Source organism: Pauljensenia sp. 20925_1_34 (assembly GCF_041432775.1).
Lineage (GTDB): Bacteria > Actinomycetota > Actinomycetes > Actinomycetales > Actinomycetaceae > Pauljensenia.
In genome coordinates this window covers 16,479-31,874 of sequence record NZ_JAPWAG010000009.1, presented here as the reverse complement: position 1 = coordinate 31,874, position 15,396 = coordinate 16,479, and the positions used below count along the sequence as shown (strand labels likewise).

Genomic DNA, 15,396 nt, shown 5'->3' with positions numbered 1-15,396 from the left:
TAATTGTATGGAAAAGGTAAGGGCTGGAAGTATTGAAAGACTTGTCACAAACGTGCAGGTCGGGGGCCAAATGAGAGATGTGCCCACGTCTGGCGCACGATTATTAGATAATTGATAGGGTGAGTCAGTAACCATTGGCATCCTGGGGGGAACCATGAACGACATCACACCCATTCAGCACCGGTCTCGACCGGTGCGACGACCGCGCCGATATATCGGCCGCGCCCTGGCAGCAGGCCTCGTCGCCGCTGCGGCCGCCCTACCCGCGCTGACGGCCACCGTTGAGCCGACGCGCGCCGAGGCGCCGCTCGAAACGCCGGGCGCGATCACGACGTCCTTCAATCGCGCCGAGGGACGTATCGGTGCCACCGTCATCAACAACACTGAAGGAGATCGCACAACCTTCGTGCCCGACAACGGCTACTTCGGTGTCGTGCGCGGCCAGTCGCGCTACAACTCGAGCGACCCGAACCAGTCGTCGATCAAGCACACCAGCGGCACACAGGTTCAGCCGTGGCTGAAAGCATCTGTGGCTGAGAGTGGGGACTACTGGTCCTACATCGTTCGAGGCAAGCCCTACACAGCTACTGCTGAATACAGTCCGTACTACATCTCCGCCTCCACGACGAGTGCTCTGGGCTTCAAGCCCAACGATCCCGGAACGGTGACGCTGGGCGAGCCCTTCCTGATCGGGGCCGTGCGCCACAACAATTTCACGATTCTTACGTGGAACGGCTGGGTGCACTCTACCTTCGATGTGCGCATCGGAGACCTGGAGGAGTCCTTCCCCTTCGACCAGCAGGAAACCGACAACGACACGGAGACGACCGCGGTGCCCCGCGCGGGTGGCCCCTACGAGTACAAAGACGCAGCCAGTGGGACCTACTGTCCTCCCGGCGCGCCCTACAAGGCGCGTAAGCGCGGGGATAAGGTTACCTGGTACTGCCACAAGTACGTGGGCGCGGGCAAGGGTGATACGGACATCTACAAGAATCCCAACCCGCCCGCCGCGAACAGGGAACCCTGGAAGTACCCCGAGAATGCGGGTGCTCCTGGCCAGACTCCCGGCTCTGACGACATCCTGACGATCCGTAAGACCACGTCTGAGAAGACCGTCATGATCAACGGGATGCCGCACCGCCTCTTCATCTACGGTTTCGTGCCCAACGCGGACGGCAACTGCCCCGCCCAGCCACCGGCGGGCGTGGAGCCGGTGGCGACGTTCGTCACGAAGGAGAACAGGTCGTCATTTGGTTGTATGTATGGCTCGTTCCAACAGGAGCGCTACGTGCGCGTCGCCAAGGCGATCACGGAGGACTCCGAGGGCGTGGGCGGGACTATCCCTCCCTTCACCTTCACGACGCGGGCTGTCGATGGCTGGAGCGGCATGACCGGCACGCCGGATACGACGGTGGTGGCCGCCGATGGCTTCGTGGCTGACGGCTCCTTCTCGGAGTCTCAGCTCACCCCCACGGGCTACGGGGAGAACAGCTCCGCCACCTCCGGCTACAAAGCCTTCATCCCCGGCCAGTCGAAGTTCGTGATCGCCGAGACCGGCCCCGTCCTGCCCGGATACTCCCCGAAGCCCGGCTACTTCGGGCCCACGTGGGAGACCAGCGAGCTGTCGGGCTCGCCGGTGTGGGCCATGACGGATGTGACCTGCCTGAATGGCGTGGGTGAGCGCGTGAACGTCACCCGCGATGCGACCACCGGCGGTGTCGACTTCTCGGAGGTTGCCCCGGCCTCGTCCGCCGCGGCACTGCCGATCACCTGTACCTTCACCAACCAGCTGCAATCCCCGAATCTGCGCCTGAAAAAGGAACTGGACGGCGTTGATGGCGCGACGACTGACGACATCACCGTCACCTACCGCATTACCGCGACCAACGATGGCAACGTGAAGGGCTCGACGGGCTGGGTGGTGGATCGCCCCGACTTCGCGCCGGGCCTGACCGTGCAATCCGCGCGCATCACCACCGAGCCGGAGGACATTGATCGGGTCCCCGAGCTGGCCCCGACCGAAAACTACGTCCTGACCGAGGGGACCGACATCGAGCCGGGCGCCTCCGTCACGTGGTTCATCCGCTTCCGCGTCGCGCGCGACAAGAGCGCCGAGGGCTACAAGGAATCGCTGCTCGAGTGCCGCACCGAAAACGAGCGCCTCGTTCCGGGCCACGGCCTCTACAACGAGGTCGCCGGCCCCAAGGACCACGACGGTAGCGCCAACAACGAGGCCTGTGCGCCCGCTCGCCCGCGCTCGATCCGCGTCGAGAAGGCCGGAACACAGCCGGTCGGCACCCCGAACGACGACGGAACGTATCCGCTCGACGGCGCTGCTTTCGCGATCTACGACAACGCGGAGCTCAACGGGACCCCGGTCAGCGTACTTGATGGTGGATCCAGCTTCGTGGTCTCGTCCCTGGAGAAGGGCGTCACCTACTGGCTCGTGGAGACCCGCGCGCCCGCAGGGCACGTCCTGCTGCCGCGCCCCGTTCCCTTCCATATCGAGGTTGGGACCGATGACGCGCGTTCGACCGTCGTCGTGGCCGACTACGGACCGGACCAAGGCTTCACCTCCGTGCGAGTCCTGCCCGCCGACGCTGATGCCAGCGGTGACGCCGCCCTGCCGGGTATCCGCGTCGTCGACACACAGGTCGGCGAGCTGCCCAAGGCTGGCGCCGGTGGCATCTACCCCTACCTCGCGGTGGCCGCGGGCCTGGTCGGCCTGGCCGGCGGGTGCGGGATGCGCCGCAAGGAGTACGCGATGGCCAAGTAGTCGCGGATCGTGATACCGCTCATCGGGGGTGTTCGCTACACGGCGGACACCCCCGTTGTTCTGCGGCTCCACGGCTCCACGGCTCTGCGGCTCTGGGGCTCCACGGAGTGGTTCCTCAACAATGTCGCACGTAATTCCCTTGCGATTATTTCAAACATTGAAATGGAGTCGTTGGAATTGCAACGTTTGTGGGCTACGTCGAAAAATGACCGTGTTAAATTACGTGCGACTTTTGGGTGAGTAGCCGAGGAAAGGGAGCGCGCACAGAAAACGCGGCCGGGCACACGATGTGGCCGCGTCGTGCGTCCGCGTCTTGCATACGCCAGATTCCTGCAGTCGTGGTCCCGTAGTTCCTCAACAATGTCGCACGTAATTCCCTTGCGATTATTTCAAACATTGAAATCGAGTCGTTGGAATTGCAACGTTTGTGGGCTATGTCGAAAAATGACCGTGTTAAATTACGTGCGACTTTTGGGTGGGGGACCCAGGAAAGGGAGCGTGCACAGACAACGCGGCCGGGCGTGCGCCCGCGTCGTGCACACGCCAGATTCTTGCAGTCGTGGTCCCGTGGTCCCGTAGTTCCTCAACAATGTCGCACGTAATTCCCTTGCGATTATTTCAAATATTGAAATCGGGTCGTTGGAATTGCAACGTTTGTGGGCTATGTCGAAAAATGACCGTGTTAAATTACGTGCGACTTTTGGGTGAGTGACCCAGGAAAGGGAGCGTATAGACGACGTGGCCGGGCACACGACACTGCCGGGCCACGCACAGACAACGCGGCCGGGCGCGCCCGGCCGCGTTGGCAGGATCAGAAGTCCCAGTCCTCGTCCTCGGTGTCCACGACCTCGCCCATCACGTAGGACGAGCCGGAACCCGAGAAGAAGTCGTGGTTCTCGTCCGCGTTGGGGCTCAGGGCCGCCAGGATCGCGGGGTTCACGTCGGTCGCGTCGTGCGGGAACAGGGCCTCGTACCCCAGGTTCATGAGCGCCTTGTTCGCGTTGTAACGCAGGAACTTCTTGACGTCCTCGGTCAGGCCGAGCGGATCGTACAGGTCCTCCGTGTACTGTTCTTCGTTCTCGTAGAGCTCGTACAGCAGCGAGTACGTGTAGTCGTGCAGGTCGTCCTGGCGCTCCTGGCTCGACTCGTTCACGGCCAGCTGGTACTTGTAGCCGATGTAGTAGCCGTGGACGGCCTCGTCGCGGATGATGAGGCGGATCAGGTCAGCCGTGTTCGTCAGCTTGGCGTGCGAGCTCCAGTACATGGGCGCGTAGAAGCCCGAGTAGAACAGGAAGGACTCGAGCATCGTCGAGGCGACCTTGCGCTTCTCCGGGTCGTCGCCGTCGTAGTACGACTTGATGATCTCGGCCTTCTTCTGCAGGGCCGCGTTCTCGTTGGACCAGCGGAAGGACTCGTTGATTTCCTCCGTGGACAGCAGGGTGGAGAAGATCGACGAGTAGGACTTGGCGTGCACCGACTCCATGAACGCAATGTTCGTGTAGACGGCCTCCTCGTGCGGGGTGCGCGCGTCCGGGATCAGCGACACCGCGCCGACCGTGCCCTGGAGCGTGTCCAGCAGGGTCAGGCCCGTGAACACGCGGTTCGTCATGAGCTGCTCGTCCTTGGTGAGGGTCTTCCAGCTCGGCAGGTCGTTGGAGAGCGGAATCTTCTCAGGCAGCCAGAAGTTACCCGTCAGGCGATCCCAGACCTCAAGGTCCTTGTCGTCTTGGATCTTGTTCCAGTTGATGGCCTCGAACACGGGCTCGGTCGCCATGGGGGCTCCTCTACGTACAGTGTCGGACGGACGAGGCCGGGGCGACCTCGCGTGCTCCCACCAGGATACCCGTGGGGTGAGGTGGGTGCTCTGAAGCGCCCGGCCGAGTCTCGTAGACAAACTCACGGACGCGGATGGGTTGTTCGTGGACGCACCCACGAGATGCCGGGTGGAGCGGTATCGTATCGGCCATGACGACGCCTACCTTTGCTGACGCTGATGCCGCGATTGCCGCCCGCGACTACCGGGCGGCCCTGAGTATCCTCGAGGCCATCGACGTCATCGGCGAGGACGCCTGTTACCGGCGCGACATTCAGGCCGCCGCCTGCGCCGACCGCCTCGGCCGCTACCCCCTGTGTGAGGAATACGCGACGCGCGCCCACTCCTACGGCGACGACATGGCTGCGCCCTTCGCCCTCATGGCCCGGGCCCAGCGCCGACAGGGGCTGGTGGCCGACGCCGCGGCGGTGGCCTCGGCTGGCATGCGCCTCCATCCCCAATCTCCCGAGATTGCCCGCGAGCTGACCTTGTGCCTCGTTGACCTCGGGCGCTACGAGGAGGCGCTGCCCGTCTCGCAGGTTGCCGTCAATAGCTTTGTCGACGACGTCGAGTTCCTGATGGCCTACGGCGCCCTGTGGGAGCCCATCGATCCTAACGTCGCACAGTGGGCGTTCCGTCGCGCCAAGGACAATGACCCGGACCTGGACGAAGCCAAGTTCGCCTTCGACTCCCTGGCCTGCCCCCTCAAGGGAGTGGTGCGCTCCTCCTACGCTATCGAGATGCAACCCGCCGTCTCCGCCGCCTACCGCACCATGCTGCGCCGCATCCGCGCCGTGCTGCCCAAAGGCGGGAAAGTCGCCGCTATCTCCGGCCTGTGCTGCCTACTCTTCGACCTGTTCGTCGCCCGATTCCTATTCCCCGGCGCCTACTGGGGGGTCTTCCTGCTGTACGTCGCCTCGGTCGTCAGTATTCGCGTCTACGTGGCTGTCCAGATCTCCACGTTCAACCGAACCTTGCCGCGAGGCGTGCGACTGTCCTTCATGCGCCTGTGGAGCCGATTCCCCGAGTTTTTTTCCAACGCTGTCACCTCGTTGTACATCGCCGCCATCGTCGGCTTCTTCCTCATATGCATCATGATCGGCATCGGGTAGGGTAGCCCACCGCCGCATTCGGGACGGAGATGAGGCAACCGCCCGGTAGGCTTGGGGGCATGACGAATCCCCTCATTGACTCCCTCACGGCCGTCGTTAGCGATCGACCAGGGGACGTCCCGCTGCGCCTGCACCTCGCTGAACTCCTGATCGCCGACGGGCGAGGCACCGACGCTGTTCCCCACCTCGGCGTCGTCCTCGCCTCCGAGCCGACCAACGAGCGCGCCGCCGCCCTCATGCGCTCGGCCCTGGGCGTTCCCGAGGCCCCCGCGCAGGTCGCTCCCACCGCCGAGGCCATGGCAGCCCCCGCCGCGACCCCTCAGCCCGCGGATACGCCGACCGCGCCCGCGCCCCAGAAGTCAGCACCGGCCTCGGGCAGCGGAGCCGACGAGGCCACCCCGGCCTCGGGCAGCGGAGCCGACGAGGCCACCCCGGCCTCGTCGAACACACCCACCCAGGGAGGCGAGTCGCAGAACTTCGACTGGCGCAGCGCCGAGGAACAGGTCGGCGGCCCCGCGCCCGCCTTCGTCAACGGTGCCGAACCCGTCTACAACGAGGCACCGCCCGCCGCCGAGGACGTGTGGGACGTCGAAATTGCCACCTCCACCCTGGCTGACGTCGGCGGCATGCAAGACGTCAAAGACCGCCTCAACATGGCGTTCCTGGCGCCCCTGCGCAACCCCGAACTCCGCAGGCTCTACGGCAAGAGCCTCAAGGGTGGACTCATGCTCTACGGCCCCCCGGGATGCGGCAAAACCTACATCGCGCGTGCGCTCGCCGGCGAGATCGGTGCGTCCTTTATCAACGTCACCCTCACCGACATCCTCGACCAGTTCATCGGCAACTCCGAAGCGAACCTCCACTCCCTGTTCGTCACCGCCCGCAAGCACGCGCCCGTCGTCCTCTTCCTCGATGAGATCGACGCCATCGGGCAGAAGCGCAGCCAATCCACCAGCGCCGCGTGGCGAGGCGTCACCAACCAGCTCCTCATGGAAATGGACGGCATCGGTGCCGACAACGAAGGACTGTTCATCCTGGCAGCCACGAACACGCCGTGGGACGTGGACCCCGCCCTGCGCAGGCCCGGGCGCTTCGACCGATCCGTCGCCGTCCTGCCGCCCGACGCGCCCGCGCGCCACTCGATCCTCTACCACTACCTGAAGGACAGGCCCATGGAGGGGATCGACCTGGGCGTCCTCGTGCGCCAGACCAACGGCTTCACCGGCGCGGACCTGGCCCACCTGGTCGACAGCGCCGCCGAGTTCGCCATGATGGACTCCCTGCGCACCGGCACCGTCCGCATGATGACTATGCAGGACTTTGCGAACGCCCTCAAGCAGGTGCGCCCCAGCGCGGGCCCGTGGTTCTCCTCGGCGCGCAACATTGTCGAGTACGGCAACCGTGACGGCCAATACGACGACCTGGCCGCCTACATGAAGGCCAACAAGCTGCTGTGAGTGCCCTTGCGGGCCTGGTACCTGCCCTTGAGAGAACACAATGACAGACGAAAGCTCCGCTCGCGAGCAGATTAAGCGCGCCCACGCGCTCATCGACCTTGGGCGACAGGAACAAGCCATCGAGCTCCTTGTCACGATCCCGCAGACAACCCCTCTTCTCGTTGCGGCCGTCAACTGCTTCCTCGCGGTCGCCTTCGCGGGAATGGGCAAGAGAGACGAGGCGTACGCCTGCGCGCGGCGAGCCCTCGAAGCAGAACCCAACAACGACACCGCGCTCTATTGGCTGGCCATCGTCGAGCCGGACGATGCGGCCGCCCTTCAGCACACGTCGCGCCTGATCGAACTCGATCCCGACTGGATCCCCTACCAGTCCCTCCACGCGATCAGCCTCTTGCGTAACGGTCGGATGGAAGAAGCCGAAGCCGTCGCGCGTGAAGCCGCGCGTCAAGCCCCGGAAGACGTCTACGTGCTGAGCAAACTCGGAGACGTCCTCCAGGAGCGGCGCTCCCCGGAAGCCGAAGAGGTCTACGCGCGCGTCCTCGAGATCGAACCCGACAACCTTCACGCGCGCAAGGCACTCGCCTGGATCAAGCAAAAGGACAACGCCGACGAGAGCGCCCGCCTCTATACCGACATCCTCGCCACAGACCCCGACCAGGGTGATATTGCGCTCCAACTTAACTGGATGGTCTTCGGGAACATGCTCAGGGCGTGCGTGTACGTGCTCACTGGGTACGCTGTCGCGTGGCTCCTTGCCGGCCTGGTGTACGCTGTCGGCCTGCGCACGGTCGCCGTCGTGATCGGCCTGCTTGCTTCCCTCATCTTTGTTTCTCGCGTGGCCCGCTCATTCAAAGCAGACACCGCGAAGCTCGGCACAGCCCTCGGAATGAGCCCCCGCGCAGCCTTCATCAGGATCTACGAAAAGCTCCCGGTCAGCTCGATCATGGCGACACTGGCCACCATCATGATGATCCTGCCTCCGCTCATCTGGGCGGTCTTGGCGCTCGTTGGGAGGGCCTCGTCGTGGTGGGCGGCCGTGGGTCTCCCGATTCTCATCATGGCCTGCGGCTTGGGCCTGGCACGCGCAGCCCTCCGGGTCGTTCGGACGTATCGGCGCTGACGGACGCGCAGCACAGTCCCCGCGCAAGACACACGCCAAGGTGTACACACACGCCCGCGCAGCCGGGGAACCCCGAAACCGGAGCGCCGTCGGCCGCGCGGGTCACGCATTGCTCGCCCAGGCCTCGTGGCCTGGCACCGATTACTTACGCGTTCGTCGAGCAGCTGCCCCGTCCCTCGCCCGCGAGCGTCGCCACGGTCGCAACCGCCTCCAGGGCCCCGAGAGCCAGCCCCTGCCTCGTGTGGGCCAGGCGAACCCCCGCGGCGCGGCGGCGCTCACCGCGGCGGAACAGCCAGCGCTCCACGGCCACCGTCAGCACCGCCGAGCCCAGCGCCGCTCCCGCCAAGACCGCCAGCTCGCGCGGCTCCGCCTCCGTGACGCCGTCGAGCGGGTCGTCGGCCACTGGCGACCCCTTCGAGCAGTCCGTCTCGTCGTCGTAGGGCGGCAGCTCGCCGTCCTCGGGCATCATCGCCACGATCGACCAGCCGATCGCGCCCAGCAGACCCGTCTTGATGAGGCCGCGCAGCGGGCGAGAGCGCACGTAATCGGGCAGCGCGTACCAGGCGAGCGTCGCGCCCGCGCCGACGGCGAGGCCCGCGGCGCGGGTCGGGTTGTCCTTCAACGGGCAGGAGCAGGGGCAAGAGTGAGACGAGGCCATAGCCAGTCCTTTCAGTCAGAATCCGCGGATACCGCGGGGGTCCACACCTGAGCGGATCAATCCGCGAGCAGGTCAAGCAGGTGAGAGACGACCGCGCCGCCCGAATAGGCGGAGCCGTCGTGCTGATACTCGTTCGTGATGTAGTGGCGGGCTCCGATCAGGTCACCCGTGTCCAGGGAGAGCTCGCGCGGCACGAACATGTCGTCGTAGTACACGGCCGCCGCGACCGGCACCGTGTTCTGCGCCAGCACGTCCTGCAGATACACCGGGGCCGCCTCCGTCGTCGACGCGAGAATCTCCGCGACGCCCTTCAGTGGCGCCAAGCCCGGGTCCTCGTCGAACACGCGGCGCATGAAATGCTCGCCCGTCAGGTAGAAGGGTTCCTTGTCGTCGAGGGGGTCCGCGTCCTTCGCGAAGCCCGGGACCTCCTCGGCCAGGCGATCCGCCGCCCACCCCGTCGCCGTACCCACCAGGTCCGGCGTCGCGCACGCGTAGATGTACTCCTGGAACACGGCGTAAATCGGCGCGACGTCCACCTGCGAGCCGATCGCCGCCAGGAACTGTGACGAGAGGCGGCGCTGGCCTCGAACCGACGTCCACGGGCCCTCCAGCAGGTAGTGCAGCTGATCCGTGTTGCCCTGGCCGCCCAGCATCATGCCGATCATGCGTAGGCGCGCGGGGGAGAGGCGCTCGCCCGTCGGCAGCGTCTCCTCCGTGTCCGCCAGGTGCGCGCACAGCTCGCGTACCGTGCGCTCGTCGCCCGGGTGGCGCTGGAAGTACGCGCGGTTGCGCGCCGCCGTGCGCTCATACGTCAGGCGGTAGATGTCGTCCACATGGACGAGGCCGGGCAGGCCTCCCGTGATCAGGCTGGCCTTCAATCCCTGGGGAGCCAGCGACAGGTACGAGGTTGTAATGAAACCGCCGAAAGACTGTCCGAGCGTCGTCCACGGGTCATCCCCGCACAGCTCGCGGCGCAGCGCCTCCGCGTCGTACACGATCTGATCCTGGCGGAAGTGGCGCAGGTACGCGGCCTTGTCCTCGTCCGTGTCCAAGTGGGAGAGCGCCTGGGCGTCCATGCGGGTCGACTGGCCCGTGCCTCGTTGATCGAGGAGCACCACCCGATAGTCCTGGAGGAGCCGGTTCATCCACCCGCCGGTGAAGGTGCCGAAACGCGGGCTCGGGTAGCCCGGGCCACCCTGGAGGAACACCGCGTAGGGGGAGTCCTCGCGGCCCTTGCGCACGACCTCGCGGGCGAACACCTCGATCGTCGGGTTGTCCTCGCCGGCGGGGCGCAGGTGATCCAGGGGGACCTGGAGGCGGTGCTCGTAAACCGTGTGACCGTGGTGAATGTACGACTCTGTGTGCATGGACACAATGGTAGCGGGTTTGGTGTGGCGCTGTTGCGTCGCTCGAACCCGGGTGACGCGTGGGGGCAGCCTATCCCGCATGGTTCCCCAAAAATGTCGCACGTAATTCCCCGGCGAGTATTTCAGACTTTGAAATCGTGTCGTTGGGATTGCAACGTTTGTGGGGTGTCTCGAAAAATGACCAAGTTAAATTACGTGCGACTTTTAGGGGCGCGGGGTTGGGGTGTGGGGTCTATCCGCTCGGGCGCTTCGGCGCCTTCCGCTCGGGCTGCGCGTGGCGGCAGCCTATCCCGCATGGTTCCCCAAAAATGTCGCACGTAATTCCCCTGCGAGTATTTCAGACTTTGAAATCGTGTCGTTGGGATTGCAACGTTTGTGGGGTGTCTCGAAAAATGACCAAGTTAAATTACGTGCAACTTTTAGGGGGGGCGCGGGGTTGGGGCGCAGCTGGGTGCGACTTTGGGGGAGGGGCGCGAGGTTGGGGCGCGGGGCGCTCAGAGCCAGTTCATCAGAACCAGTTCAGCAGCGCGATGTAGGCGAGCGTTCCTGCGCCGACGCTCCACAGGAGCTTGCGGCCGCTGAGCAGGTGGACGGCGACCGTCACGCCCGTGGCGGCCAGGGCCACCCACCAGTGGTCTCCCGCCGTGTGGGCGTTGTGTGTCAGCGTCGATAGGACCAGGATCAGCATGATCCCCGGCGGCATCCACACCGCCATGTCGGAGACGAAGCGCGAGCCGCGCAGCGGCTCCAGTATCTTGAAGGGCAGCGCTCGCAGCGTAAAGTCGATGACGAAAACCAGGGCCAGGATCGTCAGCAGGTAGGTGAGCGACGTCGTCATGAGGCGTCCCCCTTGCGCGTGAAAGCTGACCCGTCCTCCGGGGGAAGGGGATTGGGGGAGCGCAGGATGCCTCGTCGATTGAGGACGTGACGCACTGCCAGGCATGCGACGAAAATCAGCAGCGCCACGAGGAGGCGGTGGGACGGGGGCGCCGCCATCGCGACCACGAAGGAGGCGCCGGCCAGGGCGACCGAGGGGAGTTCGCGCACCGAGCGCGCCGAGTCCAGCGTCAGCGTGATGAACAGGGCCGTGAGGGCGAAGTCCAGGCCTTCGATCTGCGTGGGGATCAGGCCTCCCGCGAGCACCCCGACGAGGCCCGAGACGAGCCACGTGAGATGGAAGAGCACCTGCATGGCTAGCAGGCGAGGCTTCGTCCAGCCGTTGGGACGAGCGGCGGTCAGGGCGTAGGCCTCGTCGACTAGGGCGTACATCGAGAACAGGCGCGCGAGGCGTCCCTCGACGACCTGGAGCGGGAATGAGAACGCGAAGAATAGGAGGCGGAAATTCACCAGCAGCATTGTCACGGCGATCACCGCCAGGGGCGTGTTGTGCGAGGCCAGGGTGACGACGAGCAGCTCGGCTGACCCCGAGTAGGCGGCCAGGGAGAGGGCTGGGGCGATCCACCAGGGCAGGCCGAGTTGGACGACCAGTAGGCCATACGCCAGGCCGAGGGGGATATAGCCAGCCGCGACGGGAGCCGTGATGCGCAGACCTTCGATGATCTCGACGCGGGTAGGGCTCGCCGGCATGGGGACGTTCACGCTGTGGAATGGCTGAGGCACGGGTGCAATTCTGGCGCGTTAGCCCGTGCATATGCGAGCGGGCGCGCATGCACGTGATGATTTCCACGTTTTTGTGGGTCCTAAGTCCCATCTTATATAAAGGGGTATTCACGTGTCTATCGGCTGTCACATTGTGTCAAAAGTGGACCAGCCCCTCGCAAATCCTTCCAGGTGGTGGAAGGATCAATGTCAACGCCGAGGTGCCACCAGCCTCGGCGTCCCTCATTCAATCCGCAGATCAGGAGCCCTCATGAGCGCCACTCACGCACGCAAGAAGCCATTCCTTCGACTCGCCACGGCCGCCGTCGCCATGGTCGCAGCCCTCGGCATGGCCGCATGCTCCGGTGGCGCGGCCACCTCCTCGTCCTCCTCGGGCGCGCAGGTCGGCGACCGCACCCCCGAACAGATCCAGGAATCCGGCGAAATTGTCATCGGCATTTTCTCTGACAAGGCCCCCTTCGGCTACATTGACGCCGACGGCAAGCCCGCCGGATACGACGTCGTCTACGGCGACCGTATCGCCGCCGACCTGGGTGTCACCGCCAAGTACGTCCCCGTCGACGCCGCCGCCCGCACCGAGGTCCTCGCCTCCAACAAGGTCGACATCACCCTCGCCAACTTCACCGTCACCCCCGAACGCGCCGAAAAGGTCGACTTCGCGAACCCCTACTTCAAGGTCTCCCTCGGCGTCGTCTCGCCCACCTCGGCTGAAATCACCGACGTGAGCCAGCTGGCCGGCAAGACCCTCATCGTCACCAAGGGCACGACCGCAGAAGCCTACTTCGAGGCCAACCACCCCGAGGTCAAGCTCCAGAAGTACGACCAGTACTCCGACGCCTACCAGGCCCTCGAGGACGGCCGCGGCGACGCCTTCTCCACCGACAACACCGAGGTCATCGCCTGGGCGATCCAGCACCCCGGCTTCAGCGTCGGCATCAAGAGCCTGGGCGAGACCAGCTACATCGCGGCCGCCGTCAAGAAAGGCAACACCGCCCTCCTCGACTGGCTGAACAACGAACTCGTGGACCTCGGCGAGGAAAACTTCTTCCACAAGGACTACGAGCAGACCCTCGCCCCCGTCTACGGTGACGCCGCGACCCCCGACGACCTGGTCGTCGAAGGCGGCGTGGACACCACTTCCACCAACTGACGCAGGTACGAGGCCGTGGCCCCCTCACGGGTCCACCCGCCGCGGGTGATCGCCCGGCGTGGCCACGGCCTCGTCCCAGATTTCGCTTATGAATCTTGAGATCCTGGCGCGATACGCGCCCCTGTACGTCGACGCCGCCATCCTCACCCTGAGGATCGCGGCCATCGGCATCGTCGGCTCCCTTGCGGTCGGCCTGCTCGTGGCCGCGATCCGGCAGTACCGGATCCCCGTCGCCACCCAGATCGGCGCCGCTTATGTCGAACTGTCGCGCAACACGCCCCTGCTCGTGCAGCTCTTCTTCATCTACTTCGGCCTGCCGCGCGTGGGCATCAAGTGGAGCGGCGAGACCTGCGCGATCGTCGGCCTGATCTTCCTGGGCGGCGCCTACATGGCCGAGGCCCTGCGTTCCGGCCTCGACTCGATCGCCACGATCCAGTGGGAGTCGGCGTCCGCGCTCGGCCTCACGCGCACGCAGACGCTGCGCCACGTCGCCCTCCCGCAGGCCATCGCGACCTCCGTGCCGCCGCTCGCCGCCAACGTCATCTTCCTCATCAAGGAAACCTCCGTCGTCTCCGTCGTCGCCCTGCCCGACCTCGTGTACGTCGCGAAAGACCTCATCGGCATGTCCTACAACACCTCAGAAGCGCTGATCCTCCTGGTCCTCGCCTACCTGGTGATCCTCCTGCCCGTGTCCATCGCGGCCCGACTCATCGAAAAGAAGGTGCGCCGTGGCGGATTTGGGAATTAACGTCATCTTCGAGGGCCGCAACCTCGTGCGCATCCTCGAGGGCCTGGGCGTCACCGTCGGCATTTCCGCGCTGTCCGTCGTCTTGTCGCTGGTGCTCGGTGTGTTCGTCGGCCTCGGCATGCGCTCGCGGTGGCGGCCCCTGCGCTGGCTCATGCAGCTCTACCTCGAGTTCGTGCGCATCATGCCCCAGCTCGTCCTCCTGTTCGTCGCCTACTTCGGGCTCACGCGCGTCGCGGGGATCAACCTGGACGGCATCACCGCGTCCGTCCTCGTCTTCACCCTGTGGGGTGGCGCCGAGATGGGCGACCTCGTGCGAGGCGCGCTCGTCGCGATCCCCCGCCACCAGTACGAGTCCGCCTACGCTCTGGGGCTCTCCCCGAGGCAGACCATGCGCCGCGTCATCCTGCCGCAAACTCTGCGCAGGCTCGCGCCCCCGGCCGTCAACCTCATCACCCGCATGATCAAGACGACATCCCTCGTCGTCCTCATCGGCGTCGTCGAAGTCCTCAAGGTTGGACAGCAGATCATCGACGCCAACCGCTTCAACTACCCGACCGCCTCGCTGTGGATCTACGGCCTGATCTTCGCGCTGTACTTCCTCATCTGCTGGCCCATCTCGCTCCTCTCACGCCACATGGAGAAAACATGGCAGAACTGACCTCCGACCCGCAGCTGCGCCTCGTCGACCTCGACAAGACCTACCCCGGCGGGCACCACGCCCTGCGCGGCGTCTCCCTCGACGTCGCCGACGGTGAAGTCGTCGTCATCATCGGCCCCTCCGGCTGCGGCAAGTCCACGCTGCTGCGCACGATCAACGGCCTCGAGCCCATCAACTCCGGGCAGATCCTCTTCGACGGGACCGACCTGGCGGCGCCCGGCGTCTCCTGGCCCGAGGTCCGCCGCCGCATCGGCATGGTCTTCCAGTCCTACGAGCTCTTCCCCCACCTGACCGTCATGGGGAACCTGACGCTCGCCCCCGGCCTCGTCGCGGGAGAATCGCGCGCCGACGCCGAGGAGCGGGCGCACAAACTGCTCGAGCGCGTCGGCCTGGCGGACCGTGCCGACGACTACCCGCGCCAGCTCTCCGGCGGGCAGCGTCAGCGCGTCGCCATCGTGCGCGCCCTCATGATGGACCCCGAGATCCTCCTCCTCGACGAGGTCACCGCCTCCCTCGACCCGGAGATGGTGCGCGAGGTCCTCGACGTCGTCCTCGAACTGGCGCGCACCGGCATGACCATGCTCATCGTCACGCACGAGATGGGTTTCGCCCGCGCGATCGCCGACCGCATCGTCTTCATGGACGAGGGCCGCATCGTCGAGGTCGACCCGCCGCGCAAGTTCTTCGCGGACCCGTCCTCGGATCGCGCGCGCAAGTTCCTCGACATCTTCAGCTTCGAGGGCGCCAAGCTCTAAGGGCTTGTCTGCTTGGTGCGCCCGTGGGCGGTGGCCCGCCCGCGAGATCGCCACACGCGAGCCTTCGGCTCGGAGTGATCGATCTCGAAGCCCGGCCAGGCCCTGCCGCCGCCCACGGACACCGCAGCATGGCCCTGTGGCACGCTCGGTTGGGGGTGTTCC

At 65.5% G+C, this 15,396-nt stretch carries 13 protein-coding genes; 8 read left to right on the top strand and 5 right to left on the bottom strand.

What is annotated here, in order from left to right:
- Positions 1–154 precede the first annotated feature (154 nt).
- Complete coding sequence (locus O3669_RS05095) at positions 155–2,776, top strand: prealbumin-like fold domain-containing protein (RefSeq protein ID WP_371523902.1); 2,622 nt, start codon at positions 155–157, stop codon at positions 2,774–2,776.
- A gap of 811 nt (positions 2,777–3,587) precedes the next feature.
- On the opposite strand, the gene nrdF is transcribed toward O3669_RS05095, so the two are convergent.
- Entirely contained in the window at positions 3,588–4,550 is a 963-nt protein-coding gene (nrdF, locus tag O3669_RS05090) for a class 1b ribonucleoside-diphosphate reductase subunit beta (protein ID WP_371523901.1), read from the bottom strand.
- Positions 4,551–4,741: 191 nt separating this feature from the next.
- Here nrdF and O3669_RS05085 point away from each other — a divergent pair, with 191 nt between their 5' ends.
- Genes O3669_RS05085 through O3669_RS05075 form a run of 3 tightly spaced genes read left to right on the top strand, consistent with a single transcriptional unit; the run spans position 4,742 to position 8,278 of the window.
- Complete coding sequence (locus O3669_RS05085; RefSeq protein ID WP_371523900.1) at positions 4,742–5,701, top strand: tetratricopeptide repeat protein; 960 nt, start codon at positions 4,742–4,744, stop codon at positions 5,699–5,701.
- 59 nt (positions 5,702–5,760) lie between these two features.
- Complete coding sequence (locus O3669_RS05080; RefSeq protein WP_371523899.1) at positions 5,761–7,158, top strand: AAA family ATPase; 1,398 nt, start codon at positions 5,761–5,763, stop codon at positions 7,156–7,158.
- 40 nt (positions 7,159–7,198) lie between these two features.
- Positions 7,199–8,278, top strand: a complete 1,080-nt coding sequence (locus O3669_RS05075; RefSeq protein ID WP_371523898.1) for a hypothetical protein — start codon at positions 7,199–7,201, stop codon at positions 8,276–8,278.
- A gap of 145 nt (positions 8,279–8,423) precedes the next feature.
- Here O3669_RS05075 and O3669_RS05070 read toward each other — a convergent pair whose 3' ends face one another.
- From O3669_RS05070 to O3669_RS05055, 4 genes are all read right to left on the bottom strand, one after another.
- Positions 8,424–8,936, bottom strand: coding sequence for a peptidase S9 (locus O3669_RS05070; RefSeq protein WP_295968785.1), 513 nt, complete (start codon positions 8,934–8,936; stop codon positions 8,424–8,426).
- A gap of 56 nt (positions 8,937–8,992) precedes the next feature.
- Positions 8,993–10,303, bottom strand: coding sequence for an alpha/beta fold hydrolase (locus O3669_RS05065; RefSeq protein ID WP_371523897.1), 1,311 nt, complete (start codon positions 10,301–10,303; stop codon positions 8,993–8,995).
- A gap of 508 nt (positions 10,304–10,811) precedes the next feature.
- On the bottom strand, positions 10,812–11,141 hold the full coding sequence (locus O3669_RS05060; protein WP_371523896.1) for a branched-chain amino acid transporter permease: 330 nt from the start codon (positions 11,139–11,141) through the stop codon (positions 10,812–10,814).
- Complete coding sequence (locus O3669_RS05055; protein ID WP_371523938.1) at positions 11,138–11,890, bottom strand: AzlC family ABC transporter permease; 753 nt, start codon at positions 11,888–11,890, stop codon at positions 11,138–11,140. The genes O3669_RS05060 and O3669_RS05055 overlap by 4 nt, the downstream gene beginning before the upstream one ends.
- 283 nt (positions 11,891–12,173) lie before the next feature.
- On the opposite strand from O3669_RS05055, the gene O3669_RS05050 reads away from it, so the two are divergent.
- The 4 genes from O3669_RS05050 (at position 12,174) to O3669_RS05035 (ending at position 15,234) form a co-directional block, all read left to right on the top strand.
- Positions 12,174–13,073, top strand: a complete 900-nt coding sequence (locus tag O3669_RS05050; RefSeq protein ID WP_371523895.1) for a cysteine ABC transporter substrate-binding protein — start codon at positions 12,174–12,176, stop codon at positions 13,071–13,073.
- 88 nt (positions 13,074–13,161) lie between these two features.
- On the top strand, positions 13,162–13,821 hold the full coding sequence (locus tag O3669_RS05045) for an amino acid ABC transporter permease (RefSeq protein WP_371523894.1): 660 nt from the start codon (positions 13,162–13,164) through the stop codon (positions 13,819–13,821).
- Positions 13,802–14,479, top strand: a complete 678-nt coding sequence (locus O3669_RS05040; RefSeq protein WP_295919844.1) for an amino acid ABC transporter permease — start codon at positions 13,802–13,804, stop codon at positions 14,477–14,479. Before O3669_RS05045 ends, O3669_RS05040 begins: the two co-directional genes overlap by 20 nt.
- On the top strand, positions 14,467–15,234 hold the full coding sequence (locus tag O3669_RS05035; protein ID WP_371523893.1) for an amino acid ABC transporter ATP-binding protein: 768 nt from the start codon (positions 14,467–14,469) through the stop codon (positions 15,232–15,234). The genes O3669_RS05040 and O3669_RS05035 overlap by 13 nt, the downstream gene beginning before the upstream one ends.
- The last annotated feature ends 162 nt before the right edge of the window (positions 15,235–15,396 follow it).